This is a genomic window from Tenacibaculum sp. FZY0031 (genome assembly GCF_036350695.1).
Classification (GTDB): domain Bacteria; phylum Bacteroidota; class Bacteroidia; order Flavobacteriales; family Flavobacteriaceae; genus Polaribacter.
On record NZ_JAZDVY010000014.1, the window covers coordinates 15,324 to 40,524 of the forward strand.

The 25,201-nt window shown below is 33.4% G+C and carries 26 protein-coding genes; 18 read left to right on the forward strand and 8 right to left on the reverse strand.

The window, feature by feature from the left end; genetic code table 11:
• Positions 1 to 9: 9 nt before the first annotated feature.
• From V1T75_RS16145 to V1T75_RS16155, 3 genes are all read left to right on the forward strand, one after another.
• Positions 10 to 1,017: a DUF368 domain-containing protein gene (locus V1T75_RS16145; RefSeq protein ID WP_330489529.1), complete on the forward strand. Its 1,008-nt coding sequence runs from the start codon at positions 10 to 12 to the stop codon at positions 1,015 to 1,017.
• On the forward strand, positions 998 to 1,759 hold the full coding sequence (locus tag V1T75_RS16150; protein ID WP_330489530.1) for a shikimate dehydrogenase family protein: 762 nt from the start codon (positions 998 to 1,000) through the stop codon (positions 1,757 to 1,759). Before V1T75_RS16145 ends, V1T75_RS16150 begins: the two co-directional genes overlap by 20 nt.
• Positions 1,760 to 1,845: 86 nt before the next feature.
• Entirely contained in the window at positions 1,846 to 3,690 is a 1,845-nt protein-coding gene (locus V1T75_RS16155; RefSeq protein WP_330489531.1) for a DUF349 domain-containing protein, read from the forward strand.
• A gap of 458 nt (positions 3,691 to 4,148) precedes the next feature.
• On the opposite strand, the gene V1T75_RS16160 is transcribed toward V1T75_RS16155, so the two are convergent.
• Positions 4,149 to 5,819, reverse strand: coding sequence for a M1 family metallopeptidase (locus V1T75_RS16160; RefSeq protein WP_330489532.1), 1,671 nt, complete (start codon positions 5,817 to 5,819; stop codon positions 4,149 to 4,151).
• Positions 5,820 to 5,910: 91 nt separating this feature from the next.
• Between V1T75_RS16160 and V1T75_RS16165 the strand changes: the two genes are divergently transcribed.
• The 4 genes from V1T75_RS16165 to V1T75_RS16180 all read left to right on the forward strand — a co-directional run bounded on the left by V1T75_RS16165 (position 5,911) and on the right by V1T75_RS16180 (position 9,619).
• Positions 5,911 to 6,711: an SDR family oxidoreductase gene (locus V1T75_RS16165; RefSeq protein ID WP_330489533.1), complete on the forward strand. Its 801-nt coding sequence runs from the start codon at positions 5,911 to 5,913 to the stop codon at positions 6,709 to 6,711.
• 124 nt (positions 6,712 to 6,835) lie between these two features.
• On the forward strand, positions 6,836 to 7,489 hold the full coding sequence (gene fsa, locus V1T75_RS16170; protein WP_330489534.1) for a fructose-6-phosphate aldolase: 654 nt from the start codon (positions 6,836 to 6,838) through the stop codon (positions 7,487 to 7,489).
• Between the two features lie 65 nt (positions 7,490 to 7,554).
• A complete protein-coding gene (menD, locus tag V1T75_RS16175) occupies positions 7,555 to 9,207 on the forward strand; it encodes a 2-succinyl-5-enolpyruvyl-6-hydroxy-3-cyclohexene-1-carboxylic-acid synthase (protein WP_330489535.1) in 1,653 nt (550 codons plus the stop codon).
• 1 nt (position 9,208) lies between these two features.
• Positions 9,209 to 9,619 (forward strand): DNA-binding protein, encoded by a 411-nt coding sequence (locus V1T75_RS16180; protein ID WP_330489536.1) that lies wholly within the window; start codon positions 9,209 to 9,211, stop codon positions 9,617 to 9,619.
• Position 9,620: 1 nt separating this feature from the next.
• On the opposite strand, the gene V1T75_RS16185 is transcribed toward V1T75_RS16180, so the two are convergent.
• Entirely contained in the window at positions 9,621 to 10,847 is a 1,227-nt protein-coding gene (locus V1T75_RS16185; protein ID WP_330489537.1) for an alpha/beta hydrolase-fold protein, read from the reverse strand.
• A 94-nt stretch (positions 10,848 to 10,941) separates the two neighbouring features.
• Here V1T75_RS16185 and V1T75_RS16190 point away from each other — a divergent pair, with 94 nt between their 5' ends.
• From V1T75_RS16190 to ftsY, 7 genes are all read left to right on the forward strand, one after another.
• Positions 10,942 to 11,781, forward strand: a complete 840-nt coding sequence (locus V1T75_RS16190; RefSeq protein WP_125068180.1) for a 1,4-dihydroxy-2-naphthoyl-CoA synthase — start codon at positions 10,942 to 10,944, stop codon at positions 11,779 to 11,781.
• Positions 11,782 to 11,882: 101 nt separating this feature from the next.
• Positions 11,883 to 12,491 (forward strand): fumarylacetoacetate hydrolase family protein, encoded by a 609-nt coding sequence (locus tag V1T75_RS16195; RefSeq protein ID WP_330489538.1) that lies wholly within the window; start codon positions 11,883 to 11,885, stop codon positions 12,489 to 12,491.
• Between the two features lie 40 nt (positions 12,492 to 12,531).
• Positions 12,532 to 13,776, forward strand: coding sequence for a competence/damage-inducible protein A (locus tag V1T75_RS16200; RefSeq protein WP_330489539.1), 1,245 nt, complete (start codon positions 12,532 to 12,534; stop codon positions 13,774 to 13,776).
• A 166-nt stretch (positions 13,777 to 13,942) separates the two neighbouring features.
• On the forward strand, positions 13,943 to 14,182 hold the full coding sequence (rpmB, locus tag V1T75_RS16205) for a 50S ribosomal protein L28 (protein WP_047790661.1): 240 nt from the start codon (positions 13,943 to 13,945) through the stop codon (positions 14,180 to 14,182).
• Positions 14,183 to 14,209: 27 nt separating this feature from the next.
• The gene (gene rpmG / locus V1T75_RS16210; RefSeq protein ID WP_013070733.1) at positions 14,210 to 14,392 is read left to right on the forward strand and encodes a 50S ribosomal protein L33; all 183 of its coding nucleotides are present in this window, start codon (positions 14,210 to 14,212) and stop codon (positions 14,390 to 14,392) included.
• 28 nt (positions 14,393 to 14,420) lie between these two features.
• Positions 14,421 to 14,573, forward strand: a complete 153-nt coding sequence (locus V1T75_RS16215) for a DUF4295 domain-containing protein (protein ID WP_073183390.1) — start codon at positions 14,421 to 14,423, stop codon at positions 14,571 to 14,573.
• Between the two features lie 255 nt (positions 14,574 to 14,828).
• Positions 14,829 to 15,782 carry a signal recognition particle-docking protein FtsY gene (gene ftsY / locus V1T75_RS16220; RefSeq protein ID WP_330489540.1) on the forward strand — a complete coding sequence of 318 codons (954 nt, stop codon included), beginning with the start codon at positions 14,829 to 14,831 and terminating at the stop codon, positions 15,780 to 15,782.
• A gap of 36 nt (positions 15,783 to 15,818) precedes the next feature.
• Here the strand turns inward: ftsY and V1T75_RS16225 are convergent, their stop codons facing one another.
• Positions 15,819 to 16,418 (reverse strand): nitroreductase family protein, encoded by a 600-nt coding sequence (locus V1T75_RS16225; RefSeq protein WP_330489541.1) that lies wholly within the window; start codon positions 16,416 to 16,418, stop codon positions 15,819 to 15,821.
• A 97-nt stretch (positions 16,419 to 16,515) separates the two neighbouring features.
• Here V1T75_RS16225 and V1T75_RS16230 point away from each other — a divergent pair, with 97 nt between their 5' ends.
• Positions 16,516 to 16,872, forward strand: coding sequence for a winged helix-turn-helix transcriptional regulator (locus V1T75_RS16230; RefSeq protein WP_330489542.1), 357 nt, complete (start codon positions 16,516 to 16,518; stop codon positions 16,870 to 16,872).
• 111 nt (positions 16,873 to 16,983) lie between these two features.
• Positions 16,984 to 18,630 carry an amidase family protein gene (locus V1T75_RS16235; protein WP_330489543.1) on the forward strand — a complete coding sequence of 549 codons (1,647 nt, stop codon included), beginning with the start codon at positions 16,984 to 16,986 and terminating at the stop codon, positions 18,628 to 18,630.
• Positions 18,631 to 18,676: 46 nt separating this feature from the next.
• On the opposite strand, the gene V1T75_RS16240 is transcribed toward V1T75_RS16235, so the two are convergent.
• Both V1T75_RS16240 and V1T75_RS16245 read right to left on the reverse strand, forming a co-directional pair.
• Entirely contained in the window at positions 18,677 to 19,780 is a 1,104-nt protein-coding gene (locus V1T75_RS16240) for an SMP-30/gluconolactonase/LRE family protein (protein WP_330489544.1), read from the reverse strand.
• A 66-nt stretch (positions 19,781 to 19,846) separates the two neighbouring features.
• Positions 19,847 to 20,422 (reverse strand): Crp/Fnr family transcriptional regulator, encoded by a 576-nt coding sequence (locus tag V1T75_RS16245; RefSeq protein WP_330489545.1) that lies wholly within the window; start codon positions 20,420 to 20,422, stop codon positions 19,847 to 19,849.
• A 156-nt stretch (positions 20,423 to 20,578) separates the two neighbouring features.
• On the opposite strand from V1T75_RS16245, the gene rimO reads away from it, so the two are divergent.
• Both rimO and V1T75_RS16255 read left to right on the forward strand, forming a co-directional pair.
• Positions 20,579 to 21,931, forward strand: a complete 1,353-nt coding sequence (rimO, locus tag V1T75_RS16250) for a 30S ribosomal protein S12 methylthiotransferase RimO (protein ID WP_330489546.1) — start codon at positions 20,579 to 20,581, stop codon at positions 21,929 to 21,931.
• Between the two features lie 44 nt (positions 21,932 to 21,975).
• A complete protein-coding gene (locus tag V1T75_RS16255) occupies positions 21,976 to 22,734 on the forward strand; it encodes a diphthine--ammonia ligase (RefSeq protein WP_330489547.1) in 759 nt (252 codons plus the stop codon).
• On the opposite strand, the gene V1T75_RS16260 is transcribed toward V1T75_RS16255, so the two are convergent.
• From V1T75_RS16260 to V1T75_RS16270, 3 genes are read right to left on the reverse strand one after another with little or no spacing between them, the layout of a single operon-like run.
• On the reverse strand, positions 22,723 to 23,106 hold the full coding sequence (locus tag V1T75_RS16260; RefSeq protein WP_330489548.1) for a DUF6122 family protein: 384 nt from the start codon (positions 23,104 to 23,106) through the stop codon (positions 22,723 to 22,725). The genes V1T75_RS16255 and V1T75_RS16260 overlap by 12 nt on opposite strands.
• A gap of 11 nt (positions 23,107 to 23,117) precedes the next feature.
• Positions 23,118 to 23,678 (reverse strand): PAS domain-containing protein, encoded by a 561-nt coding sequence (locus tag V1T75_RS16265; RefSeq protein ID WP_330489549.1) that lies wholly within the window; start codon positions 23,676 to 23,678, stop codon positions 23,118 to 23,120.
• Between the two features lie 33 nt (positions 23,679 to 23,711).
• A complete protein-coding gene (locus V1T75_RS16270) occupies positions 23,712 to 25,199 on the reverse strand; it encodes a S10 family peptidase (RefSeq protein WP_330489550.1) in 1,488 nt (495 codons plus the stop codon).
• Between the last annotated feature and the right edge of the window lie 2 nt (positions 25,200 to 25,201).

A 25,201-nucleotide genomic window follows, 5' to 3' on the forward strand; every position in this document is an offset into this window, starting at 1 on the left:
TCAAACCGCATGTATAAAGAGCGCACGCTATCACAAAAAATAACCCTTTTTTTAAAAGGCTTGATAATGGGGGGAGCTAATAAAGTACCAGGAGTTTCAGGGGGTATGGTAGCTTTTGTAATGGGGTTCTATGAAGAACTTATTTATACTTTTCAAAGAATAAATGGCAAAGCATTTAAGTTGTTGTTTAACGGACGATTTAAAAGCTTTGGAAGCTATACCAATTTACAGTTTTTAGTATGGGTAATGGCAGGTAGTATGTTTAGCTATTTTAGTGTATCTCTTATTTTAGATTACTTCTTGAGAAACTACCAATTATATGTATGGTCATGGTTTTTTGGAATGATTATAGGCTCTATTTACTATATATCGAAAGATTTTGGAGATTGGAAACTTAAGACGGTTTTAGGGTTAGTTATTGGAGCTTCGGTGGGGATTTCTATTAGTTTTATGACACCTGCTACAGAAAATGATAACCTTTGGTTTGTGTTTTTATGTGGTATTATAGGGGTTTCTGGGATGACATTACCAGGGCTTTCGGGTTCATTCATTCTCATTTTATTAGGGAATTATGTACTGTTATTGGTAGATAGTGTAAATGTTTTAGGCAACGTAATTACAAATCTCTTATCGGGAAATTTTGAAGTACTGAATAACCAAGCAAAAGTTCGTTACTTAAAAATTATAGGAGTTTTTACAGCAGGTTCAGCTTTTGGACTTGTGTCTATTTCCCATGTTTTAGGATATGTTTTAAAAAGATGGCATCAAATTGTAACAGCAATTATCATCGGGTTTATTACAGGGTCATTAGGAGTTGTTTGGCCATGGAAAGAAACCATTTATAAAAAAGAAGAAGGAGTGTTTTTGCTAGATCAAAGTGGAAACAAAATTATAGAAAATTACCAGAGGTTTATTCCCAATTTTAATAATCAAGAAACATGGATATCAATTGGATTTATTATTATTGGAATCGCTTTAATATTAATAATTGATTTTTATGACCAAAAAAGAAAATAAGCAGTTATATGCTTTGGTAGGAAAGAACATTTCGTACTCATTTTCTCGTGGATACTTTACCGAAAAATTTGAAAAATTAGAATTGAAAAATCATGAGTATGTCAATTTTGATATTCAATCAATACATGAACTACCTCAAAAAATAAAAGAAAACAAAAAGCGCTTAAGAGGAATGAATGTAACCATTCCCTACAAACTCGATGTTTTTAATTTTTTAGATAGAATAGATAAGAAAGCCCTAAAAGTAGGAGCCGTTAATACTATTAAAATAACTAAAAAAGGAAGGTTAAAAGGATATAATACAGATGTGTATGGATTTAAGAAGTCGTTAAAACCTTTGCTAAAGAAATCCCATAAAAGAGCCTTGATATTGGGAACGGGAGGAGCATCAAAAGCAGTAGCCTATGTACTTGAAAGTTTAGGAGTGAAATATAAATATGTATCTAGAACCCCTGATGGAAAAAAGCAAATCTCATATCAAGATGTTACCAAAGAACTTATTGAATCTCATTCTGTAATTGTAAATTGTACACCGTTAGGTACACATCCGAATGTAGAGAATTGTCCCGATATTCCATACGAATTTTTGTCAGATAACCACCTATTATACGACTTAATATACAATCCGTCGGAGACCACTTTTTTAGGAAAGGGCAAGGAACGAGGAGCAACCATAAAAAACGGATTAGAAATGTTAGAGCTTCAAGCGGAAAAAGCTTGGAAAATATGGAACAATAGCTGAAATTTTAAAAACTAAAATAAAATTTGCTATTCTCTAAGAATCCTTATCTTTATAATCTAAATCAAAGGAACTTAAACATTGTAGATATGTTAGAAAATAACGAAGAGAAAGTAGAAAAGCCAATTACAGAAGAGCAATCGAAGGTTAGTAGGGAAACTGAAAATGCAGTTAATGAAGTTGAAAATGAAGTAGCCAATGAATCTGAAAAAGCAGATGAAAAGCACGAAATTCCTATGCTTGATTATGCTTCGATGGAGTTAGAAAAATTGGTAGATGAATTAAAAAAATTACTAAAAAGCCATCCAATTCAACAATTAAAATCTAACGTAGATGCGATTAAAATAGCATTTAATTCAAAGTTTGGAGCTTTATTGGCTAAGAAAAAAGAAGCTTTTCTAGCAGAAGGAGGAAATTCTATAGATTTTCAGTTTTCTAGCCCAGTAAAAACAGAGTACAATAAGTTATTAGGCGAATATAAAAGCAAACGTGATGCGTATTATTCTCAGTTAGAAAAACAATTAAAAGAAAACTTAGACAGAAGAAATAATTTAATTGAAGAATTAAAATCTTTAATCAAAGATGCTGACCCTAAAACGATGTATAATGATTTTCAAGAAATTCAAAATCGTTGGAAAAATGTTGGAGCTGTGCCTAAAACAAAGTACAATGATACTTGGAGAACTTACCACCATCATGTAGAACGTTTTTACGATTTATTACACTTAAATAAAGACTTTAGAGAGTTAGACTTTAAACATAATTTAGAAGAAAAATTACGATTAATTGAAAGAGCAGAGGCTTTGAGTGAGGTAGAAGATGTTAATGTGGCTTTTAAAGAACTGCAAGAATTACATCGTATGTGGAAAGAAGATGTAGGACCTGTATCAAGAGAGCATAGAGAAGATGTTTGGGGTAGGTTTAGTGAAGCAACTAAAAAAATTCATGATAGACGTCATCAGCATTATCGAGAGTTGAAGTCTAAACATCAAGAAATGATTGATGCTAAATTGGCAGTGGCAGCAGAAATTAAGGCTTATGATACCTCGAACAATAAAACGCACAACGATTGGCAAAAGAGTATTGTTGCGATAGAAAAATTGCGAAAAAAATACTTTGATATAGGGAAATTACCATACAGTAAAAGTGAAGCTGTTTGGCAAGAGTTTAAAGCGGCTACTAAAAAATTTAACTCCGCAAAAAATGCTTTTTACAAGCATGAAAAAAGCGCACAAAATGAGAATTTAAGAAAAAAAATGGAATTGGTAGAGCTTGCTGAGAGCTTAAAAGATAGTGACGATTGGAGCGAAACGACCAATACCATGAAGCGTATTCAAGCAGATTGGAAGAAAATAGGGCACGTGCCTAGAAAATTTTCTGACGATATATGGAAACGATTCAAAAACGCTTGTAACCACTATTTCGACAGGTTGCACACTCGCAAGAACGAGGAAAATAAAGAACAATTAGTAGTAGTAGAGGCTAAGAAAGAATTTGTAGAGCAAATTAAAACAGCCGAAATCTCAACCGAAGAAGATGTAGCAAAAGCCTTAGCAGATTGGAGAGCGTTAGGGGCATTGCCAAGAAATGCACGCTACTTAGATGAAAAATTCAATAAAGCAATGGATGCACATCTCGATAAATTAGATATGAGCAGAATTGATATTGAAATGATGAAATTTAAGGGGGTTATTGATACGTATTTAGCACAAGAAGATTTCAGGAAGTTAGATAGCGAGCAGTTCTTTATCAGAAAGAAAATAGATGAAACTGTGCGAGAAATGCAGCAGTTAGAAAATAATTTAAGCTTTATTTCTAATGCTACAGAAGATAACCCTTTGGTACAAAATGTACGTAAAGGAATTCAAGAGTTTAAAGACCAGTTAGACCTTTGGCAAGAAAAACTAGACTACTTAAAAAGATTAGATTATTAAAAAACACTCTACAATCATAAAAAAACTCGAACCTTGTAAGGTTCGAGTTTTTTATTTAATTCTGAGTAAGCTGTTTCGCTACCTTAAGTTCAAAAATAGACAGAGTGATCATGGTTAAAATTTCAACTAATATATAAGTCCAGCCCAAGCGAGTGAGGGTTTTCGAGTGATAGAATGCTACTCCAATAGCGAAGGAAGTATAGAACAGGTTTGCTATCGCAATCCCTTGTAAAAAAGACTTTAGTTTACGATGTGTTTTTGTGTAGCAGTAAAAATTATGGGCAAAACAGCTAGTAAGTAAAGAGAAGAAACTGGATGCCAATAATATTTTGAACGTTTACTAGTACAACACTCAATAAAAAAGCAGATAGAACTGCTCCTAATCCGTCAATTAAGAACAGTTTTTGGAGGTAAGTGTACAACTTTTTAAGAATCGTTTAATTAAGGATACAGCTATTTTAAACGGATTTAGAGTTAACGTAATAATTCTTGTCAACTTCAATAACATTCCCTTCAATAGTTTTTGTTTGCCAATTCTCAGTAGGATTCAGAAACTCCTCTTTTCCATCAATAGTTACTTTGATAGGCATATTGAATCCTTTAACAACATTATTCCAACGGTATTTTAAGGTGTTGTTTTTTAGTGTATACTCCAACTCTGGAATTTTCACTGTACGTAAATATTGGTCGAATATTTTACTTAAATCAATTTCAGACTTTTCAATTAAATACTTTTCAACCTCTTGAGTGCTTACCGTTTTGTGGTAAAAATCAGCATTCAAACCACGTAAAATTTGTCGCCATTTTTCATCATCGTTTATTAATTGGCGAATTGTATGAAGCATATTTGCTCCTTTGTAATACATATCTCCAGAACCTTCGTTGTTTACATCGTAATGACCAATAATTGGTTTGTCATTTTGAATAGAACTTCGTGTTCCAATAACATATTCGGCAGCAGCTTTTTTACCATAGTAATAATCTAAAAATAAGTTTTCAGAATAGGCTGTAAAGCTTTCGTGAATCCACATATCGGCAATATCTACATTCGTAATATTGTTAGCAAACCATTCGTGACCTGCTTCGTGAATAATAATAAAGTCAAATTTCAATCCCCAACCAGTTCCAGATAAATCTCTACCCAAGTACCCATTTTGGTATTGATTTCCATACGTAACAGAGCTTTGATGCTCCATTCCTAAATAGGGAACTTCCACCAGTTTAAATCCGTCTTCATAAAAAGGGTATTTACCAAACCAATGCTCAAAAGCTTTCATCATTTTAGGAGCATCTTTAAATTGCTTTTTGGCTTTTTTAAGATTGTCACGCAACACGTAATAGTTCATATCCAACAGCCCGTCTTCACCCTCATATTTTTCAGAAAAATGTACGTAATCTCCAATATTAACATTTACTCCGTAGTTGTTAATAGGATTGTCTACGAACCAATGGTAAGTAGTTGTATCGTCATGGTGTTGTTCGATATTACGCAAACGTCCATTAGAAACATCCATTAAGTTTTTAGGTACGCGAACACTAATAGCCATACTATCTACTTCGTCATACATATGATCTTTATTAGGCCACCAAACACTGGCTCCTAATCCTTGGCAAGAAGTGGCAATAAAATGATTGCCATTACTGTCTTTCTTCCATGAAAAACCACCGTCCCAAGGAGCTCTGATGGCCTCTTTAGGTTTTCCTTCATAATATACATCAACAGCATTTATTGCACCTTTCTTTTGAGGAGATTGTAGTTGAATAAAGTGTGCATTGCCTTCAGAAATAACATGTAGCTCTTTATTGTTTTGAATAGCCTTGGTTATTTTTAAAGGAGGTTGTAAATCTATTTGTAAAATCTGATGAGGTTTTAAGACCGTATATTGTACGGTGTTTTTTCCCTTAATAAACTTTTTGTCAGGATTAACGGTTATATTAAGATGGTAATAAGTTAAATCCCACCACGATCTTTCAGGAGTAATAGAACCACGCAAAGAATCTTGGCGTGTAAACGTTTCGCTTTTTGAAAATAACGAGGAACTTTTTTGAGCAGTTAAAGAAGAGCATCCAGCAATTAAAATTGCTAAAGATGTTATAAAAACAGATAAAGAAAATGTTTTTTTATGCATAGTATTTGTTCTTGAGAGATAAAACGCTAAGATAAGTTTTAAAGTTTTTTTATTGAAGCTAACTTTAAGATATTTGCTTAAAATAAGAACAATGTCAAAAACAGTTTTCATTACAGGAGCTTCTTCAGGAATAGGAAAATCAATAGCTACCTATTTACATGATAGCGGGTTTAAAGTCTACGGAACAAGTAGGAATCCACAAAAAGTAACGACTCCATTTCAAATGGTAGCATTAGATGTAACCAATCAAGAGTCTATTAAGAAAGCTGTAGAAGAAGTAATCGCTGCTGAAGGAAAGATTGATGTGTTGATAAATAATGCAGGAAAAGGAATTACAGGTCCTATTGAAGATACTCCAACAGAAGAAATGAAAGAAAATTTTAATACAAACTTTTTTGGAGTAATTGACGTGGTTAAAGAAGTGCTGCCTTATATGAGAGAACAGCAGTCGGGAACAATTATCAATACAACTTCAATTGCTGGGTATATGGGATTGCCTTTTAGAGGGATTTACTCGGCCAGTAAAGGAGCGTTAGAGCTGGTAACAGAAGCGTTGAGTATGGAAGTAAAAAAATTTGGGATTAAAGTAGTAAATGTGGCTCCAGGAGATTTTGCTACAAATATTGCAGCTGGAAGATACCATACCCCTGTTTTTGAAAACTCGGCTTACAAAGAAAAATATGCTGAAAATTTAGCATTGATGGATGCTCATGTCAATTCTGGAGCAGACCCAATACTAATGGCAGAAGCAATCTATAAAATTATTGAAAGCAAGAACCCTAAAATACATTATAAAATAGGTGGATTTATGGAGAAATTTTCAATTGTGTTAAAAAGAATACTGCCTGATAAAGTTTATGAAAAACTACTAATGAATCATTATAAATTGTAAATTCGCAAACGATTTGTAATGAAATGAAATTAGGCATAAAATATTGTTTTATGCGTTGTTTTGTAGAGAGTTGAACTCTCTCGGAAATCAAGAATAAGAACACAACTACATAATAAATATACAAATGAAATTTTTTATAGATACTGCTAACTTAGACCAAATTAGAGAAGCACAAGCTTTAGGTATTTTAGATGGGGTAACAACAAACCCATCGTTAATGGCTAAAGAAGGAATAACAGGACAAGGTAATATTATCAATCACTACAAAGCAATTTGTGAAATCGTAGAAGGAGATGTTTCTGCTGAGGTAATCTCTACTGATTTTGACGGAATGGTGAAAGAAGGAGAAGCCTTAGCTGCTTTAAATCCTCAAATCGTAGTGAAATTACCTATGATTAAAGACGGTATAAAGGCATGTAAATATTTTTCTGATAAAGGAATTAAAACGAATGTGACTTTAGTGTTCTCAGCAGGACAAGCATTGTTGGCTGCAAAAGCAGGAGCAACGTATGTATCTCCGTTTATTGGTCGTTTGGATGATATTTCTACAGACGGTTTAAACCTAATTGCTGAAATCCGTCAGATATTTGATAATTATGCATTTGAAACTGAGATTTTAGCAGCATCTGTACGTCACACAATGCATATTATTGATTGTGCTAAGATTGGTGCTGATGTTATGACTGGACCTTTAAGTGCTATTGAAGGATTATTAAAACACCCTTTAACTGATATTGGTTTAGCTAAATTCTTAGCAGATTATAAAAAAGGAAACTAACCAACGAAGTTGGCTTTAGTATTTTGTCATTCCCGCGAAAGCGGGAATCTCATTTTTTAAAAGATATGTACCCAAAAAAAGAACTCGCACAATTAGTAGTTTCAGCCTGTAATCAATTTAATATTGATACCGTCGTGATTTCTCCAGGCTCTCGTAATGCTCCACTTACTGTTGGATTTTCAAATCATCCAGCAATTAATGCATTAAGCGTGGTAGACGAGCGTTGTGCAGCCTTTTTTGCAATGGGAATAGCACAACAAAAACAACAACCTGTAGCTATTGTATGTTCTTCTGGTTCGGCTTTATTGAATTATTATCCTGCGATAGCAGAAGCTTTTTATAGCAACATTCCACTAGTTGTAATTTCAGCAGACAGACCTAAACATTTAATAGATATTGGTGACGGACAAACCATTCGTCAAGAGAATGTGTTTGAAAATCACATTTTGTTTTCGGCCAATTTGATAGAAGAAGAAAGTCAGTTAAAAAATAATATCAGTTTATTAATTGAAGCATTACAGACTTCAATCACTCAAAAAGGGCCAGTTCATATCAACGTTCCGTTTGATGAGCCTTTATATGAAACAGTAGAAGAACTGACATTTTTTGACTTTTCAAGTGTTATTGCAAGTAAAAAGAAACAGTTTGTTGATTTAGATAAGTTGCTTCCTATTTGGAATTCTACAACTAAAAAAATGATTTTGGTAGGAAGTCATTTTCCAGATACTGAACTTCAAAAAATATTGAATGTATATGCAGAAGATACTTCTGTTTTGGTATTAACAGAAACGACTTCAAACATATACCACCCTAAATTTATCAATAGCATAGATAAATTAATTTCTAAGTTAACTGAAGAAGAATATAAAGAGTTACAACCTGAAGTATTAGTTACCTTAGGAGGAATGGTGATTTCTAAAAGAATTAAACAGTTTTTACGAAAATTACAGCCCAAACATCATTGGCATGTCGATGAGTTAAAGGCAATGGATACGTATCACTGTTTGTCAGAGTTTTTACAAGTAAAACCTGTAACCTTGTTAACAAGTCTTTCTAAGGGAAAGAAAAATGTTGAAAGTAGTTATCAACATGCATGGTTACAAGAAAAAGAACTCAGAGCTGTAAAACACGAAGAGTATTTGAAAGATTGTGAATATTCAGATTTAAAATCTTTTGAAATTATTTTAGAAAGCATTCCTAATGCTTCACAAGTACAAATTAGCAATAGTTCAATTATTCGATACTCGCAATTGTTTGATGTAAACCCTACGCTAAGAGTATTTTGTAATCGAGGAACAAGCGGAATTGATGGAAGTACGAGTACAGCAGTAGGAGCAGCCCATGCTTCAAAAAATCAAACAGTATTTATAACAGGAGATTTAAGTTTCTTTTACGATAGCAATGCATTGTGGAATACCAATATTCCGAAAAATTTTAGAATTATTATTTTAAACAATGCAGGCGGGGGGATATTTAGATATATCCCAGGACCATTAACAACAAATGCGGCAAGGTACTTTGAAACACCTCACGATTTAACAGCAGAACATTTGTCAAAAACGTACGGGTTTGAATATGTTCAAATAAAAGATTTAAAGAACTTACAAAGTAGTTTGACTTCGTTTTATGCTGAGTCGAATCAACCAAAAATAATGGAGGTTTTTACTCCAAAAGAAATAAATGATGTAGTTTTAAAGAACTATTTTAAAAACGTATAAGATGGAATTAAAAGAAGGTGACAAGGTCGATTTAGTAATTGGTGTTCAAACCGCTTTAGGGTATTCAGTATTAATTAATGAAGCATATGAAGGCTTGTTGTATAACAATGAAGTTTTTAGTGATGTAGAGGAAGGAATGCGAACAGTAGGGTATATTAAAAAGATGCGTGAAGACGAAAAAATAGATGTTTCGCTACGTCCGCAAGGTTTTAAAAACGTAATTGATTCAGACGTCGATATTATCCTAAAAAAACTAGAAGAAAAAGGCTTTTTGTTGTTGACAGATAAAAGCTCTCCTGAATCAATCAAATTTCACTTACAAATGAGTAAAAAAGCATTCAAGAGAGCTATTGGCAGTTTGTATAAGAGTAAAAAAATAGCATTACAAGAAGACAGAATAGTGTTAAAATAACCTATTCTTGTCCTTCTTCGTCTATAAGTTCTTCATCTGTATTAATTTTTTCTTTCTTTTTACTACCCATTAAATCGTTGACTCGTTTAATATTTTCATAAAAAGCATTGGCATTAGGGTCCGAAGGATCCATTTTACCATACGCAGCTTTGTAGTAAAAGTCTGCTTTTTCGTAGTCTTTTCCAAGCTCATGGTATTTACCTATGTAAAAGTCACCCATGTGAGAATCAGGGTATTTAATCATCACAAAATCACCTAAAACTCGTAAGTAATCACCATCTTGTCTGTCAATTACAATATCTTCAATAACAAAAATGTCCTCCAAACGAACATTTAAGTTAGAACCGTATAGATACTGAATGTCTAAATATTTTTTCTCCACATACTTAATTGCATCTAAAGGAGCTAAATCTTTAACATTTGCTTCGTATTCTTCCTTAGTAATTTTAGAATATAAGCTAAACATTTGTGTAAAAGCTCTAGGAATAGTTTCTCCAATCATAGCTAAATAGCTTGGAGAAGAATCAAACTCATCAAAAACAACATTAAAGTTCTTAGCTTCATAGGACGTCAACAACGTTCTAATATCACTAAATCGATTGTATTGATTAGTGTCGATGTATTTTTTATTATTACTAGTATACAAAAAGTAAGTGTTATCGATGGCACCTAGTCTGTTAAGAGAGTACGACTCCATTATTGCAGGAGCAAACTGTGGAAAATCAGGAGTAATACAGATGTATGAGTTAAAAACAGGCTTTTCGTCTTTTAAATAATGAGTGATGAAATTAGCAGCTTTCCCTTCACCTACAATTGTCATAAAAGGAGAAGTCCTAAAGTTTCCTTCCATAAAAGGAATCAATTCATGTTTAATAAAATTAAAAAAATGCACCCCTGAAGTGGTTAAGGAATTATTGGAAGGGATGATAGAAATATCTTTTCCGTAAGTGTTCTTCATATCAATTCCCACAACAATTTGCCTTGGCGCCTTATCAACATTAGCATAAAGCTTGGCATTACCTACATATAAATCGAAAAGGTACTCATCACCTAAAACAATAGCTAGCGGATAATTAGTGGTTTCATCTAGATCATATCCTTTAGGAAGGTAGACTTTTATGTTTCTATCTTTTCCTAATTCTTTTGAATTGACTTTCTGAGTAATAACTTCTTGAGAAAAAAGACTAGTGCTAATTAATAAGGCAAATAATAAATATACTTGTTTCATATTCGGGGTAAATTATATCGTTCAAATATAGAAAAGAAAAATAAAGTTATTATGTTATTTTTGTACAACTAAATAACGACAATATTTTAAAATTATGATACAACCAGACTGGAAAGTTGCCAAAGAGTACGAAGATATTACCTATAAAAAGTCACACAACGTTGCGAGAATAGCATTTAACAGACCAAATGTACGTAATGCGTTTCGACCAAAAACTACTTCAGAATTATTGGATGCGTTTCATGACGCACACGAAGATACCAATATTGGAGTTGTATTATTATCAGCAGAAGGCCCATCTACTAAAGATGGAGTTTGGAGTTTTTGCTCTGGAGGAGATCAAAATGCACGTGGACACCAAGGATATGTGGGAGAAGACGGGTATCACCGATTAAATATTTTAGAAGTACAACGTTTAATTCGCTTTATGCCAAAAGCAGTAATATGCGTGGTTCCAGGTTGGGCAGTAGGAGGTGGACACAGTTTGCATGTAACTTGTGACTTAACCTTGGCGAGTAAAGAACATGCTATTTTTAAGCAAACTGATGCCGATGTTACGTCGTTTGACGCAGGGTATGGTTCAGCATATTTAGCGAAAATGGTGGGGCAAAAAAAAGCTCGTGAAATCTTTTTCTTAGGAAGAAATTACTCGGCACAAGAAGCGTATGAAATGGGAATGGTAAATGCCGTAATTCCTCATGATGAATTAGAGCAAACAGCTTTTGATTGGGCACAGGAAATCTTAGCAAAATCACCAACTTCAATAAAAATGTTGAAGTTTGCAATGAACTTAACGGATGATGGAATGGTTGGTCAGCAAGTATTTGCAGGTGAGGTAACTCGTTTAGCATATATGACAGATGAAGCGAAAGAAGGACGTGATGCGTTTTTAGAAAAACGTAAGCCAAACTTCCCTAAAACGTGGATACCTTAAAAGCCCATCCTAACCCTCCCAAAGGGAGGGGATTAGTTTGAGTAAATTATAAAAATAAATAGAGTATGATTTTTCCCCTTTGGGGAAATTAAAAGGGGCTTATGAAAATAATTTGTATAGGGCGTAATTACGCAAAACATATAGAAGAATTAGCAAACGAAAGACCAGAAAACCCCGTAGTTTTCTTAAAGCCAGATTCGGCTATTCTTCCTAAAAAAATGCCATTTTTTATTCCTCCGTTTTCAAATGATATTCATTATGAGGTAGAGGTATTGGTGAAAATTAATAAGGTGGGAAAGCACATTTCTCCAAAATTTGCACATAAGTATTACGATACTGTAGGGTTGGGAATCGATTTTACAGCACGTGATGTACAAGCACAATGTAAAGAAAAAGGATTGCCTTGGGAAAAAGCGAAAGCTTTTGACGGTAGTGCTATTGTTGGGGAGTTTTATCCGAAAGAAGAGTTTGACTTAGCAAACGTATCTTTTCAATTACAAAAGAATGACGAGGTGGTTCAAGATGGAAATACTTCTAGTATGTTGTGGAAAATTGATGAGTTGATTAGTTACGTATCACAATATTTTACGTTGAAAAAAGGAGACATTATTTTTACAGGCACACCAGCAGGTGTTGGTAAGGTGGTTGAGAATGACATTTTAACAGGAATTATAGAAGGAAAGCAAGCTTTTCAAATAAAAGTAAAATAAAATATCCCGCTTTGGCGGGATTCTTTTTTTAGATATATACATGAATGCAGAGATCATTACGATAGGAGATGAAATTCTTATCGGTCAAATTGTAGATACCAATTCACAATGGATTGGTCAAGAACTTAATAAAATAGGCGTTTCAGTCTATCAAATATCATCAGTACAAGACGAAAGGCAACATATTTTACAAGCCTTGAAAGAAGCAGAAAGTAGGGCAGATATTGTTATTGTTACAGGGGGATTAGGACCTACTAAAGACGATATCACCAAAAAAACAATAGCTGAATATTTCAAAGATGAAAAGATTGTTGAATATCCCGAAGTAATTGATAATATCAAACACCTGTTTAAAAAAGTCAATCATCCGTTCAACGAAATCCAAAAGTATCAAGCACAGCTTCCTTCCAAAGCAACCTTGTTAATGAATCGCTTAGGAACAGCACCTGGAATGTGGTTTTATGAAAATAATACGGTTTTTGTATCCCTACCAGGAGTCCCATACGAAATGAAAGGGTTGATGAAGTATGATGTATTGCCTAAGCTCCAATCTACTTTTAAATTACCATTCATATTGCATAGAACCATTATGACGGTAGGTACGGGGGAAACAATTATTGCAGAAAGGATTTCTGATTGGGAAGAGAACTTGCCTAACTTTATAAAACTAGCCTATTTACCGTCTTACGGAAGTGTTCGTCTACGATTATCAGCTAAAGGAAATGATGAAGAATTGTTAGCAAAAGAGATGGAAAAGCAAGTTGCAGCACTGTATGAGTTAATTCCAGAGATTATCGTTGGAGACGATAATGAAACATCCTTAGAAAAAGAAGTAGGAAAACTGTTAAAAGAGCATGGAAAAACTGTTGCCACAGCAGAAAGCCTGACAGGAGGAAAAATAGCATCAACCATGGTGTCCGTTCCAGGAGCATCATCCTATTTTATGGGAGGATTTGTTACGTACACAGCAGCTTTAAAAGAACAACTACTAGGGGTTTCTAAAGAAACAATAGATAAGTTTACGGTAGTAAGCAAAGAAGTAGCTTTGGCAATGGCAAAAGGATGTTTAGAGAAGTTACAAACAGATTATGCCATCGCTGTAACTGGAAATGCAGGACCAACTACCGATCATAACGATAAAAGTGTAGGCTTAGTGTATATTGGTATAGCAACTAAAAGTGGAGTAGAGGTTCACGAGTTTAATTTTGGGCAACCGAGAGAAAAGGTAATTAATAGAACGGTAACCAAATCTTTAGAACTTTTACAAGCTGCCATATTAAAATAAATTAGTATTTTTGCCGCCGTTACGCTTCCAAATAGGTTAGATGCTGAACCTAGTTTTGAAAAGATTAAAATTAATTAAAAATTTAATCGAGAATATTTTTGTGCAGTAAATTAAAATGCATAAATTTGCACCTCGTTTAGAAATAACACTAAAAACTGTCAAGAAGATGTCTAGAGTTTGTGAATTAACAGGAAAAAAAGCGATGGTAGGTAACAATGTATCTCACGCTTTAAATAGAACTAAAAGAAGATTTAACGCTAATTTAATGACGAAGCGTTTTTATATTCCAGAAGAAGATAAATGGGTAACGTTAAAAGTATCTGCTTCTGCATTAAAAAATATTAATAAAAAAGGAATCTCTGCGGTTATTAAAGAAGCTAGAGAAAAAGGTTTCTTAACTAAATAATTCCTTACTAGATAAAATTTTAGAGAGATGGCAAAAAAAGGAAACAGAGTTCAAGTAATTTTAGAGTGTACTGAGCACAAAGCTTCTGGTCAACCAGGAACTTCTCGTTATATTACAACAAAGAACAAAAAGAATACTCCTGATAGAATGGAATTAAAGAAATTTAATCCAATCTTAAAGAAGATGACAGTTCATAAAGAAATTAAATAATAAGCTACGGCGTAAACTTTAATATAAAATGGCAAAGAAATCAGTAGCATCGTTACAAACAGGTTCGAAAAGATTAACCAAAGCTATCAAAATGGTAAAGTCTCCAAAATCAGGAGCGTATACTTTTGTTGAGGCTATTATGGATCCAGAAAGCGTGAATGACTTTTTAGCAAAAAAGTAATTCTTGTATACAGTTTAAAGAAAAGCTACTTTCATTAGAGAGTAGCTTTTTTTATATTTGACAGTCTCAAGTTTTTAGGGCAATTTAAAAATTTGGGCGTTACCCTAGTGGGTCGGGCTTTCGGCAGTCGCTTCCCGAAGAATCGGGAGTGCTTCAACAAACGCCTCAATCCCTAACGCAAGGGTAATGACAATTTGACCGTATTAACAAAACGGTATAGTTTTTAACCTATGTAAGCGATTATAATATTTAAAAATGAGTTTTTTTAAGAACATCTTCTCGAAAGAGAAAAAGGAAACCCTAGACAAAGGGTTGGAAAAAACCAAATCAAGTTTTTTCTCTAAATTATCAAAAGCAGTTGCTGGTAAAGCAAAGGTTGATGATGATGTGTTAGATAATTTAGAAGAAGTATTGGTATCGTCTGATGTAGGAGTAGAAACTACCCTGAAAATCATAGATAGAATAGAAGAACGCGTATCTCGTGATAAGTATTTAGGAACTGAAGAACTAAACCAAATTTTACGCGAAGAAATAGCAGGTTTATTATCAGAAACGAATACTGGTGATGACACCGATTTTACCATTCCAGCCAACACGAAACCTTATGTATTAATGGTGGTAGGGGTTAACGGAGTAGGAAAGACAACTACGATAGGTAAACTAGCATCACAATTTAAAAAGAAAGGGTTAAAAGTTGTTTTAGGAGCCGCCGATACTTTCAGAGCAGCAGCAATTGATCAATTACAAGTTTGGGCAGATAGAACAGAGGTACCTATTGTACGTCAAGAAATGGGATCAGATCCAGCCTCAGTAGCTTTTGATACAGTCCAATCTGGAGTTAATCAAGAGGCCGATGTCATTATCATTGATACGGCAGGACGTTTGCACAACAAGGTTAATTTAATGAATGAGTTGACAAAAATCAAACGAGTAATGCAAAAAGTAGTGCCAGATGCACCACACGATGTATTGCTAGTGTTAGACGGTTCTACAGGTCAAAATGCTTTTGAACAAGCAAAACAGTTTACCAAAGCAACCGAGGTAACTTCGTTAGCAGTAACCAAACTAGACGGTACCGCAAAAGGAGGCGTTGTTATCGGAATTTCAGATCAATTTAAAATACCAGTAAAATACATAGGAGTAGGTGAAGGTATTGATGACTTACAAGTATTTAACAAACACGAATTTGTAGATTCGTTTTTTAAATAAAAAAATAAAAACTCCCAATTTGGGAGTTTTTTTACTTTAAACGGTTTCAATAACCTTATCAAAAGCCAATCTCGATTTAGGTTTTCTATCTGGTTGATTAAAATCTTCGTCATCCCTATAGCCAATAGCCACAGCAACAAGGGTTGCATATTCTTTGTTGTTTAAAATTGCGTCGTAATTTGCAGGTTCAATACCTTCCATTGGAGTAGCATCAATTCCCATTTCAGCACAAGCACTTAAAAAAATTCCTAAAGCCAAATATACCTGCTTACCAAACCAAGCTTTAATCTCTTCTTCAGTTTTTGGTTTTATAAACTCTTTATAATAATTTACAGCACCTTCTGGTAGTTCTTCCTCAATTTGTTTTTCAAATAATGTTATGTCATTAATTCTGTTAAACACCACAACAGTATCGCTTTCAAGAACCTTGCTAGTATTTAACCAAGATACTTTTGAAAGTTGTTCTTTAGTATCGGTGTCAGAAACAAAAGTAAATTTCCAAGGTTGGCTATTGATAGAAGACGGACTTAATTGTAAAACCTGTTGTAATTCTCTAATTTTTTCAGATTCAATTTTTTTTGAAGCATCGTATTTTTTAGTTGTATAGCGTTGCTGCATAGATGTTATAAAGCTCATATTTTATTTTTTTAAATTAAACTATAAAAATTATAGTAGCAAAAGTAAGTATAGTGTTTTATCTTTGCAATAACGGTCAAAAAGGATAGTATAAGTTATGGACGCACAAACATCTAAAACACTTACATTTAAAGGAAGAGAATTTCCTTGCTGTACAAGTCTTACTATGGGAGTTATTGGAGGGAAATGGAAGACAGTCATTCTTTTTCATTTAATAAAAGGAACGCTTCGTTACAGTGAGCTAAGAAAAGAGATTCCAATGGTTACAGAACGAACTTTAAGCTTACAGTTAAAGGCCTTAGAAGAAGACGGGGTAATTAAAAGAAAGGTGTATACATCAAAACCGCCTTTAAAAGTAGAGTACTCTTTAACTGATTTAGGACAAAGTTTAATTCCGATAATTCAGTCTATCGCCGACTGGGGAGATTTTGTAGTAAACAACTACTCTAAGTAAAAGTTAGTAAACCGCAAGTTATTTGAATTCACATAAGAGAAAGCTTCTTTTGAAAGTAAATGAAACTTTTCGTTTTTTATAATTACATTTGAGTATCAAATACTTGACTCCATGAGAAAAATACTACTACTACTATTAATTGTTTTATTCATTAATTCATGCAAGCAAACATCCAGTAAATTGTACTTTAAAAAGTACGATGAATCTTCAGAAATAGAAGCACAGCAAAAGCATGAAAAGAAGAGAATGCAGTTTAAACTACTACAGTCTCATTTTTTAGATTTAAATAAAGAATTCAAACCTTTTGAAAAGGAATTGTCAGATTTTTCTGAAGAAGAATATCAACAATTAAAACCATTAATTTTAGAAAAAGAGATTCCAATCCTTCAAAAAAGCATTGCAGAAAAGAAACTCACCTACGAAAAACTAACATTATTCTATTTATATAGAATTCGAAAATATGAAAGTGATAGTACCAAGTATTTGAATGCAATCATATCACTAAACCCAAAGGTTTTAGAAGAAGCGAGAGCAAAAGATAAAGAAGCTAAAGAGGTTGATGAATATTCGCTTAGTGGAATTCCTATTTTGATAAAGGATAATATTGATGCCGCAGGAATGACAACGACTGCTGGAGCCGTAGCTTTACAAGATAACTCAACGGGTAAAGATGCTTTTATCGTCAAAAAATTAAAAAAAGCAGGAGCATTAATTTTAGGAAAAGTAAACTTAAGTGAATGGGCGTATTTCTTTTGTGAAGATTGCCCGTTAGGGTATAGTGCTACTGGAGGACAAACCTTGAATCCTTATGGGAGAAAAATTTTTGAAACAGGAGGCTCAAGCTCAGGAAGTGGAGTTTCTGTTGCAGCAAACTATGCCGTAGCTGCTGTAGGTACAGAAACAGCAGGGTCTATAACTTCACCATCAAGTCAAAACTCAGTAGTTGGGTTAAAACCGACAATTGGTGTTTTAAGTCGCTCAGGAATTGTTCCGATTTCAAGTACGTTAGATACTCCAGGTCCGATGACTAAAAGTGTCGTAGACAATGTTATTTTATTTGAAGCAATGCTAGGGAAAGATAATGAAGATGCTGCTTCTTTAGAAATAGAAGATTTTAAACCTAAAGAATTACTTAATGAAAGCTACACAATCCAAGGAAAAAGAATAGGAGTATTAAAATCGATTTTAACAGATTCTATTTATAAAGCAAGTGTAGAAAAGTTACAAGAAGCTGGGGCTGAAATTATAGAGATAACACCACCAGAAATTTCGTTTGATGGATTTATTACGCTGCTAAATATAGATATGAAACATGATTTACCGAAATACTTAACTACTTACGGAAACAAAAAGCTAACAGTGAAAAATATACAAGATGTGGTTGAGTTTAATAAAAAAGATACTACAAAAAGAGCTCCTTACGGACAACAGCTATTTGAAGGAATAATAAAAGATACGACTAGTTTAGCTCAGTTAGAGGTAGTAAAAGATAGTCTAAGTTATAATGGAAAGAAATTTTTACTAGCTTTAAAAGCCCAAAATTTAGATGGTATTCTATCAATTAATAATTATCATTCTGGTATAGCAGCAGTAGCGAAGTATCCGACATTAACAGTTCCTATGGGATATAAAAACTCTGGAGAACCTGTTAGTTTAACGTTTATAGGGAAGCCTTTTACTGAAAAAGAATTATTGCAGCTAGGGTATGCTTTTGAACAACTAACGAAAGCAAGAAAGACTCCAGTTAATTATCATTAATAGGACTACATATAAAATAAAAACTCCCAATTCGGGAGTTTTTATTTTAATTCTCTAATTTGTATTTTCCAATATAACCAGACACATCTCCGCCGAGATAAAGATATCCATCATGCTCTTCAACAGAACTAGCTTCTGACACAACTTTACCAGTCGTGTCATAATAAGTTTTTAACATCTCTCCATCAGCACTCACATGCATAATCATTCCATAGCGAGCTACTTTAGGTTGTAAAAATAGAGGAAGACCATATACTAACTTTTTTACAAGGGGTTTAGAATGTATTGCATCTAAAGAAGGATCTCTTTTAGTTGAAAAACCAAGCCAAAAACTACCATCGGTTCTTCTAGAGACTCCATTAGGAAAACCAGGTAGGTTGTCAAGAAAAATATCTGTTGTTCCTTTATTACTACCTTTTAACCAGTATCTAAGAATTCTATATTTAGCTAAATCTACCATTAACACAAAGTCATCCTTTTGAGAAACCGCAACACCGTTTCCAAAATAAGTACCCTCTATAAGTGTTTTTACTTCTTTAGTTTTCGGATTGTAACGATAAAGACCTCCATCGGGTTTCGCTTCCATTAAAAGTTTCCAAATATGTGTTCTGCTAAAAGGAATTTTAGAAGAAGTATTGGTAAAGTAAATAGTTCCATCAGAAGCAATGTCTACATCATTGGGGATAAGAAACTTGTTCCCGTTTTCATCTTCACTTGCTAAAGTGGTAATTTTTCCTTTTTTATCTACACTAATCAACCCTCTTTCTAAGTCACAAGCAATTAGATTTTGATTGCTGTCAAAATGTAAACCAGCAACCCAAGATTCCGTATTACAAAAGACAGAAACTTTTCCCGATGTGTCAATTTTTAAAATTCGACCATTTGAAAAATCTGTTTCAGAAATATGAACTCCGCAATATAGATTTCCTTGATTATCTACTGCAATGTCCTCAGGGCCATACCAACCGTCTAAGTTGATGTGTTTGGTAGAACTGAGTAGTTCATTTTCAAGGAGTACACCTTCTAATTTTGGAGGAGGTGCTGGAGACCAAGCTTCAGGGCTAATTGAACAAGATTTAAAAGCAACACTAGCAATAAAAATAGCCAAGCACAAGAGAATAGCATATTTTGCTATCGATACGATTTTCATTGTATTTATTTTATGGTTTATAAAAACAAAGAAAATGAGAGGAAACTATTTTTATCTTGACAAATGTTAGGAAATAACAACTTCTTTTCGAATTCTACTGAGTGACTCAGCAGCTATACCAAGAAAACTTGCGATTTGGTATTGAGGAGCTCTTAACACAATTTTTTTATCGTAGGTCTTTATAAAATCTAAATACTTTTTCTTAGCCGATTTTGTTTGCATAGTTAACGCTCTTTGTTGTGCACAAAGATGATTTCTCTCGGCTAAGACCCTTCCAAACTTCTCAAAATTGGGAGATTCTTTATATAAGTGAGATAAACTCTCAAAAGAGATTTTATATGCAATACTATCTTCAAGAACTTCTAAAAATTCGTGAGAAGGGGTTTGGTATATAAAACTATCAAAAATCGTTATAAACTGTTTATCACAGGCAAAATAAGTAGTAAACTCTTTGTCTTCTATATACTTAAATGTTCTAAAGAGTCCAGATGCTATAAAGTATAAATCCTTAGCACATTTTCCTTCTTTAATAACTAATGTTTTTGCTTTGTATTCTTTTTTTTCTAATTGATTATAAAATGTTTGAAACTCATTTTCCGTAAGTCCGATTAAGTCGTATAGTAATCTTTTGAGTTCAGTCATTAGTGTTTGATAGCGATTAATTTAGTTTTTAAAGGTATGTTCTCTAATAACGAAGTTACCGAAAACAAGGATAAGAATCAAACTAATTTTTAAGGACATAAACTAGCTAAAAAGCTGAATTAAAGCGTATATTTGCACTCCGAATTTTTCAAGAATATGCGTACTAAAACAACAAAACAGAACAAAATCAATGTAGTTACTTTAGGTTGCTCAAAAAACGTTTACGATAGTGAAGTGTTAATGGGGCAGTTAAAAGCCAATGGTAAAGAAGTGGTTCATGAAGATGAAAATGACGATGGAAATATTGTAGTTATCAACACCTGTGGCTTTATTGGCAAAGCCAAAGAAGAAAGTGTAGAGACTATTTTACACTACGCACAAAAGAAAGAAGAAGGTGAAGTAGACAAAGTGTTTGTTACGGGTTGTTTAAGCGAGCGTTATAAGCCAGATTTAGAGGCTGAAATTACCAATGTAGATCAGTATTTTGGGACACATGATTTACCAAATTTGTTAAAAGTTTTAGAAGCAGATTATAAGCATGAGTTAATCGGTGAGCGTTTAACCACGACTCCAGAGCATTATGCCTATTTAAAGATTGCAGAAGGATGTGATCGTCCGTGCTCATTTTGTGCCATTCCGTTAATGCGTGGAAAGCATCAATCGACACCAATTGAAAATTTGGTTACTGAAGCAACGAAATTGGCAGAAAAAGGGATTAAAGAAATCATGTTAATCGCGCAAGACTTAACTTATTACGGATTAGATATCTATAAAAAACGTGCGTTAGCCGATTTATTAAAGGAATTGGCAAAAGTTGATGGTATAGAGTGGATTCGTTTGCATTATGCTTTTCCAACAGGTTTTCCGATGGATGTATTGGAAGTGATGAAAAACGAACCAAAGGTTTGTAATTATTTAGACATTCCGTTACAGCATATCAATACCGAGATTTTAAAATCGATGAAGCGTGGTACAACACATGAAAAAACGACGGCATTGATTCATAAATTCCGCGAGGCAGTGCCAAATATGGCAATCCGCACAACATTAATTGTTGGGTATCCCGGAGAAACTGAAGAGCAATTCCAAGAAATGAAAGATTGGGTAGAGGAGATGCGTTTTGAACGTTTAGGAGCTTTTGAATATTCGCATGAAGAGAATACAGGAGCTTATGCTTTAGAAGATGATGTGCCAGCGGATGTAAAATTCAGACGTGTAAACGAAATAATGGAAGTGCAGTCGCAAATTTCTTGGGAATTGAATCAAGAGAAAATAGGAAAGACGTTCAAATGTTTATTCGATAGAAAAGATGGAGAGTACTATTACGGACGTACCGAATTTGATTCACCAGATGTAGATAACGATGTCATTGTAGATGCTCGTGAGTATTATATCAAACTAGGAGAGTTTATCGATATTGAGATTTTTGATGCAGGTGATTTTGATTTGCATGGAAAACCAGTAGTAAAACAAGAAAGACCAGTTCCTTTAAATCAAAAGAGGAAATAAAATCAAACCTGCAAAATGCAGGTTTTTTTATGCATATTTGCCACATGAAAAAAGCCTATTTTAATTGGAGTTCAGGAAAAGACTCATCGTTAGCATTGTATAAAATACAGCAAGAAAAAGAGTACGATGTACAAAAATTGATTACGAATGTAAATCAAGATTACCAGCGTGTTTCAATGCATGGCTTGCATGAGGATTTGCTAGATGCACAGGCTAAAAGCATAGGTATTCCATTAGAAAAAATATACTTTCCGGCTGAGGTTACGATGGACTTGTATAACCAAAGAATGAAAGAGAAAACAGCTGAGTTAAAAGAAGCAGGACTTGTAAATGGTATTTTTGGAGATATTTTCTTGGAAGACTTGAGAGCATATCGCGATTCGAAGCTACAAGAGGTTGGGATTACAGGTGTGTATCCGTTATGGAAACAAGATACAAAGGAATTACTTCGTGAGTTTTTAGCTTTAGGTTTTAAAACCATTACCGTTTGTGTGAATGCAAAATTGTTAGGAAAAGAGTTTGTAGGGAGGGTGATTGATGAAGACTTTATTAATGAACTTCCTGATGGAATTGATGTTTGTGGAGAAAATGGAGAGTTCCATACGTTTTGTTATGACGGACCTATTTTTAAGAAACCTGTGGAGTTTGACATAGGAGAGAAGGTGTTGAAATCGTATACTTTGCATAAAAATGATGATGACAATTGTTATCAAGATTCAAAGAAAACCAAGAAAACAGAGGAAGGTACCACTAAAAACTATGATAGAAGTTTTTGGTATTGTGATTTACAGTTAAAAAAATAATTTGCTTATTGCTTCTAATAGTTTTCTAGCGGGAGCATTTTCTAGGCAAGAATTACATGCGTTGTACATAAATAAACAGTCGATAAAATCGGTTAGCATGTGAAGTAATAGTCCTAAACCTATGATGTTATAAGGTCTTTTTAAAAAGAGCAAAAGAGCATACACTATTATTGCGTAGTAGGAGTGGAGTACATGAAAACCAAAACTGCATCGATTTGGGTCAAATATAGGGGTCACTAATAAATGGTCTACATCCACTAACATGGTAGCGAGTAGTAATAGCGCAACTTTTTTCCAATTTTTTCTAAAAAATAAATAGGCTATAATTATTGGAAAGCCAAAATGTAAAAAGTAGTGAATAAATAGTTGCATTTATCGAACGGTTAAACGACTTCTTTTTCTAAAGCTAAAAAATGTGTGATTTTCAGACTTTCGTTATTATATAGCGGAATAATGTACAACGCACATTTGTAGGTAGATTTGTCTTTTCTGTAATTGATAATTACATCTTTAAATGGTTTTCCTTTTAAAAGTTTTGATTGAATTCTTTTTTTAGTAGTATCCTTGGTTTTTTCTCCTTGTAAAAAATGTGGGGTTTTGTTCAGTGCAAATTCTTTTTGATAGCCTGTCATTTTTGTAAAACCGTCGCTTACCCACATTATCTTTTTTTGAACATCAGTAAGAACTAAAGATTCATAATTGTTTTCTTTTACTATAGTTGCGATATTGTTTTTCCAGTTGAAATTTTGAGAAAATGTTTTTATGAGTTTTAAATCATTGTATAGTTCTTTTTCTGTAACCAAATCGTGGACTCCCCAGCTTAAAAGGTTGACACTTTTTTGGGGCATAGGTTTAAGGTCATCAGTAATTTTGGTATATTCTTCTTTGTCTAAACTTGATATATAAATATCTAGAGACATCATATTAGCAAGGTCATTTTTCATGAAAGTAAAAAAATAAAAGTATTATAGTTGGTATTATTCGTATTTTGCAGAACCTATATTTTTTGAGCTATTTTTAATAAATTCACGTAGATCGTCATTAGCTTTTTCTAAATCTTCTTTTCTAAGGTACATCATGTGCCCACTTCTATAGCCTTTAAAAGAAAACCTGTTTTTAAATTTACCACTGGGGTCTATCTTTCCTATAGTATATTTGGCAGCAGAATAGGTAGTTGCTCCATCATAATAACCCGATTGAACTAACACTTTTAAATAAGGGTTTTGAGCCATTGCTTTTCGTAAATTTTCACGAGCATTATTATTACTAAAGTCCCATGGTTGAACAGAGCCGAACATATTGTATTTTACATCGGTCTTAAAGTTTAATACATTTTGGATATAGTAATTAATTGCAGGGGTAAAAGAATGAAGCCAAGAAACTAATTCAGGACTATAATCTGGAGAGTTTCCAGTTTCTCTTTTATCAATACCAAGATATCTACTGTCTAAACGTCCGATGGTTTTTCCAGAAGTATCTCTTAATAATTCTTTCCAAAAATAGCTATTAGGAACCTCTAAATTATGTTTTAAAATCACCTCTTTTTTTATCCCTGAGTAATAAGACATTTTCTCAGCAACACTGTTTTTTTCTGGTTCACTAATATACCCTCCTTTAGCTAATGCAGGGAGCAGAGTGTTAATAGCAAATTGTTCGGTTTCAGGTAAAATATCTAATAAATCTTTTTGTTGTAGTTTTAGAGGAAGCATTTTATGGTACCAAGCAGCTGCAGTAAAGTAAGGGAAATTAATAGCATAGTCTTCCGAACTTTTAGTTCTTAGCAATTGATAATCGGCTGGAGAAACCATAATTACTCCATTAAGATACATCCATTGATTGTTTTGCAGCTCGTATGCAAGTTGCATAACACGAGTACCACCATAGCTTTCACCAATAATGTATTTAGGAGAATTCCACCTGTTATTACGGGAGACAAATACACTTAACCAGTCCGCTAAATATTTTGCATCAGCATTCACTCCGAAGAAATAATCTTTGTCTACTTTCTTTTTAGGTGCTACTATTGGCCTTGAATAAGCTGTGTTTACAGGATTGATAAAAATTATATCAGCTATATCTAAAATAGAGTAGGGGTTGTCTTTTATTCCGTAAGGTTGTATAGGATTACCTTCTTCATCAATTTTTAAAATTTTAGGACCCGTATAAGCAATATGCATCCAAACAGAAGCTGAACCAGGCCCACCGTTAAAAGACATAATTAAAGGTCTTTTCTCTCTATCGGTATTATCTGTCCTGTAATAATAAGTATAAAAAAGGGTTGCTTTAGTTACTCCGTTAGCATCAAACACAGGTTGGGTTCCTGTTTGTGCTTTATATTGTATTTTTCTACCATTTATAGTAACAGAATTAGAAGTAGTAACGATAGTGTCTAAAGGAATTCTACTGTCTTGAGAAGTGCTTTTAATTGCATATAAAAAAGTTATTAATATTATAATTTTTTTCATCG

What these genes read in the sequence shown, in the direction of transcription:
- V1T75_RS16145 (WP_330489529.1), top strand. Translation starts at nt 10, where the DNA reads ATGTATAAAGAGCGCACGCTATCACAAAAAATAACCCTTTTTTTAAAA.
- V1T75_RS16150 (WP_330489530.1), top strand. Translation starts at nt 998, where the DNA reads ATGACCAAAAAAGAAAATAAGCAGTTATATGCTTTGGTAGGAAAGAAC.
- V1T75_RS16155 (WP_330489531.1), top strand. Translation starts at nt 1,846, where the DNA reads ATGTTAGAAAATAACGAAGAGAAAGTAGAAAAGCCAATTACAGAAGAG.
- V1T75_RS16160 (WP_330489532.1), bottom strand. Translation starts at nt 5,819, where the DNA reads ATGCATAAAAAAACATTTTCTTTATCTGTTTTTATAACATCTTTAGCA.
- V1T75_RS16165 (WP_330489533.1), top strand. Translation starts at nt 5,911, where the DNA reads ATGTCAAAAACAGTTTTCATTACAGGAGCTTCTTCAGGAATAGGAAAA.
- fsa (WP_330489534.1), top strand. Translation starts at nt 6,836, where the DNA reads ATGAAATTTTTTATAGATACTGCTAACTTAGACCAAATTAGAGAAGCA.
- menD (WP_330489535.1), top strand. Translation starts at nt 7,555, where the DNA reads ATGTACCCAAAAAAAGAACTCGCACAATTAGTAGTTTCAGCCTGTAAT.
- V1T75_RS16180 (WP_330489536.1), top strand. Translation starts at nt 9,209, where the DNA reads ATGGAATTAAAAGAAGGTGACAAGGTCGATTTAGTAATTGGTGTTCAA.
- V1T75_RS16185 (WP_330489537.1), bottom strand. Translation starts at nt 10,847, where the DNA reads ATGAAACAAGTATATTTATTATTTGCCTTATTAATTAGCACTAGTCTT.
- V1T75_RS16190 (WP_125068180.1), top strand. Translation starts at nt 10,942, where the DNA reads ATGATACAACCAGACTGGAAAGTTGCCAAAGAGTACGAAGATATTACC.
- V1T75_RS16195 (WP_330489538.1), top strand. Translation starts at nt 11,883, where the DNA reads ATGAAAATAATTTGTATAGGGCGTAATTACGCAAAACATATAGAAGAA.
- V1T75_RS16200 (WP_330489539.1), top strand. Translation starts at nt 12,532, where the DNA reads ATGAATGCAGAGATCATTACGATAGGAGATGAAATTCTTATCGGTCAA.
- rpmB (WP_047790661.1), top strand. Translation starts at nt 13,943, where the DNA reads ATGTCTAGAGTTTGTGAATTAACAGGAAAAAAAGCGATGGTAGGTAAC.
- rpmG (WP_013070733.1), top strand. Translation starts at nt 14,210, where the DNA reads ATGGCAAAAAAAGGAAACAGAGTTCAAGTAATTTTAGAGTGTACTGAG.
- V1T75_RS16215 (WP_073183390.1), top strand. Translation starts at nt 14,421, where the DNA reads ATGGCAAAGAAATCAGTAGCATCGTTACAAACAGGTTCGAAAAGATTA.
- ftsY (WP_330489540.1), top strand. Translation starts at nt 14,829, where the DNA reads ATGAGTTTTTTTAAGAACATCTTCTCGAAAGAGAAAAAGGAAACCCTA.
- V1T75_RS16225 (WP_330489541.1), bottom strand. Translation starts at nt 16,418, where the DNA reads ATGAGCTTTATAACATCTATGCAGCAACGCTATACAACTAAAAAATAC.
- V1T75_RS16230 (WP_330489542.1), top strand. Translation starts at nt 16,516, where the DNA reads ATGGACGCACAAACATCTAAAACACTTACATTTAAAGGAAGAGAATTT.
- V1T75_RS16235 (WP_330489543.1), top strand. Translation starts at nt 16,984, where the DNA reads ATGAGAAAAATACTACTACTACTATTAATTGTTTTATTCATTAATTCA.
- V1T75_RS16240 (WP_330489544.1), bottom strand. Translation starts at nt 19,780, where the DNA reads ATGAAAATCGTATCGATAGCAAAATATGCTATTCTCTTGTGCTTGGCT.
- V1T75_RS16245 (WP_330489545.1), bottom strand. Translation starts at nt 20,422, where the DNA reads ATGACTGAACTCAAAAGATTACTATACGACTTAATCGGACTTACGGAA.
- rimO (WP_330489546.1), top strand. Translation starts at nt 20,579, where the DNA reads ATGCGTACTAAAACAACAAAACAGAACAAAATCAATGTAGTTACTTTA.
- V1T75_RS16255 (WP_330489547.1), top strand. Translation starts at nt 21,976, where the DNA reads ATGAAAAAAGCCTATTTTAATTGGAGTTCAGGAAAAGACTCATCGTTA.
- V1T75_RS16260 (WP_330489548.1), bottom strand. Translation starts at nt 23,106, where the DNA reads ATGCAACTATTTATTCACTACTTTTTACATTTTGGCTTTCCAATAATT.
- V1T75_RS16265 (WP_330489549.1), bottom strand. Translation starts at nt 23,678, where the DNA reads ATGAAAAATGACCTTGCTAATATGATGTCTCTAGATATTTATATATCA.
- V1T75_RS16270 (WP_330489550.1), bottom strand. Translation starts at nt 25,199, where the DNA reads ATGAAAAAAATTATAATATTAATAACTTTTTTATATGCAATTAAAAGC.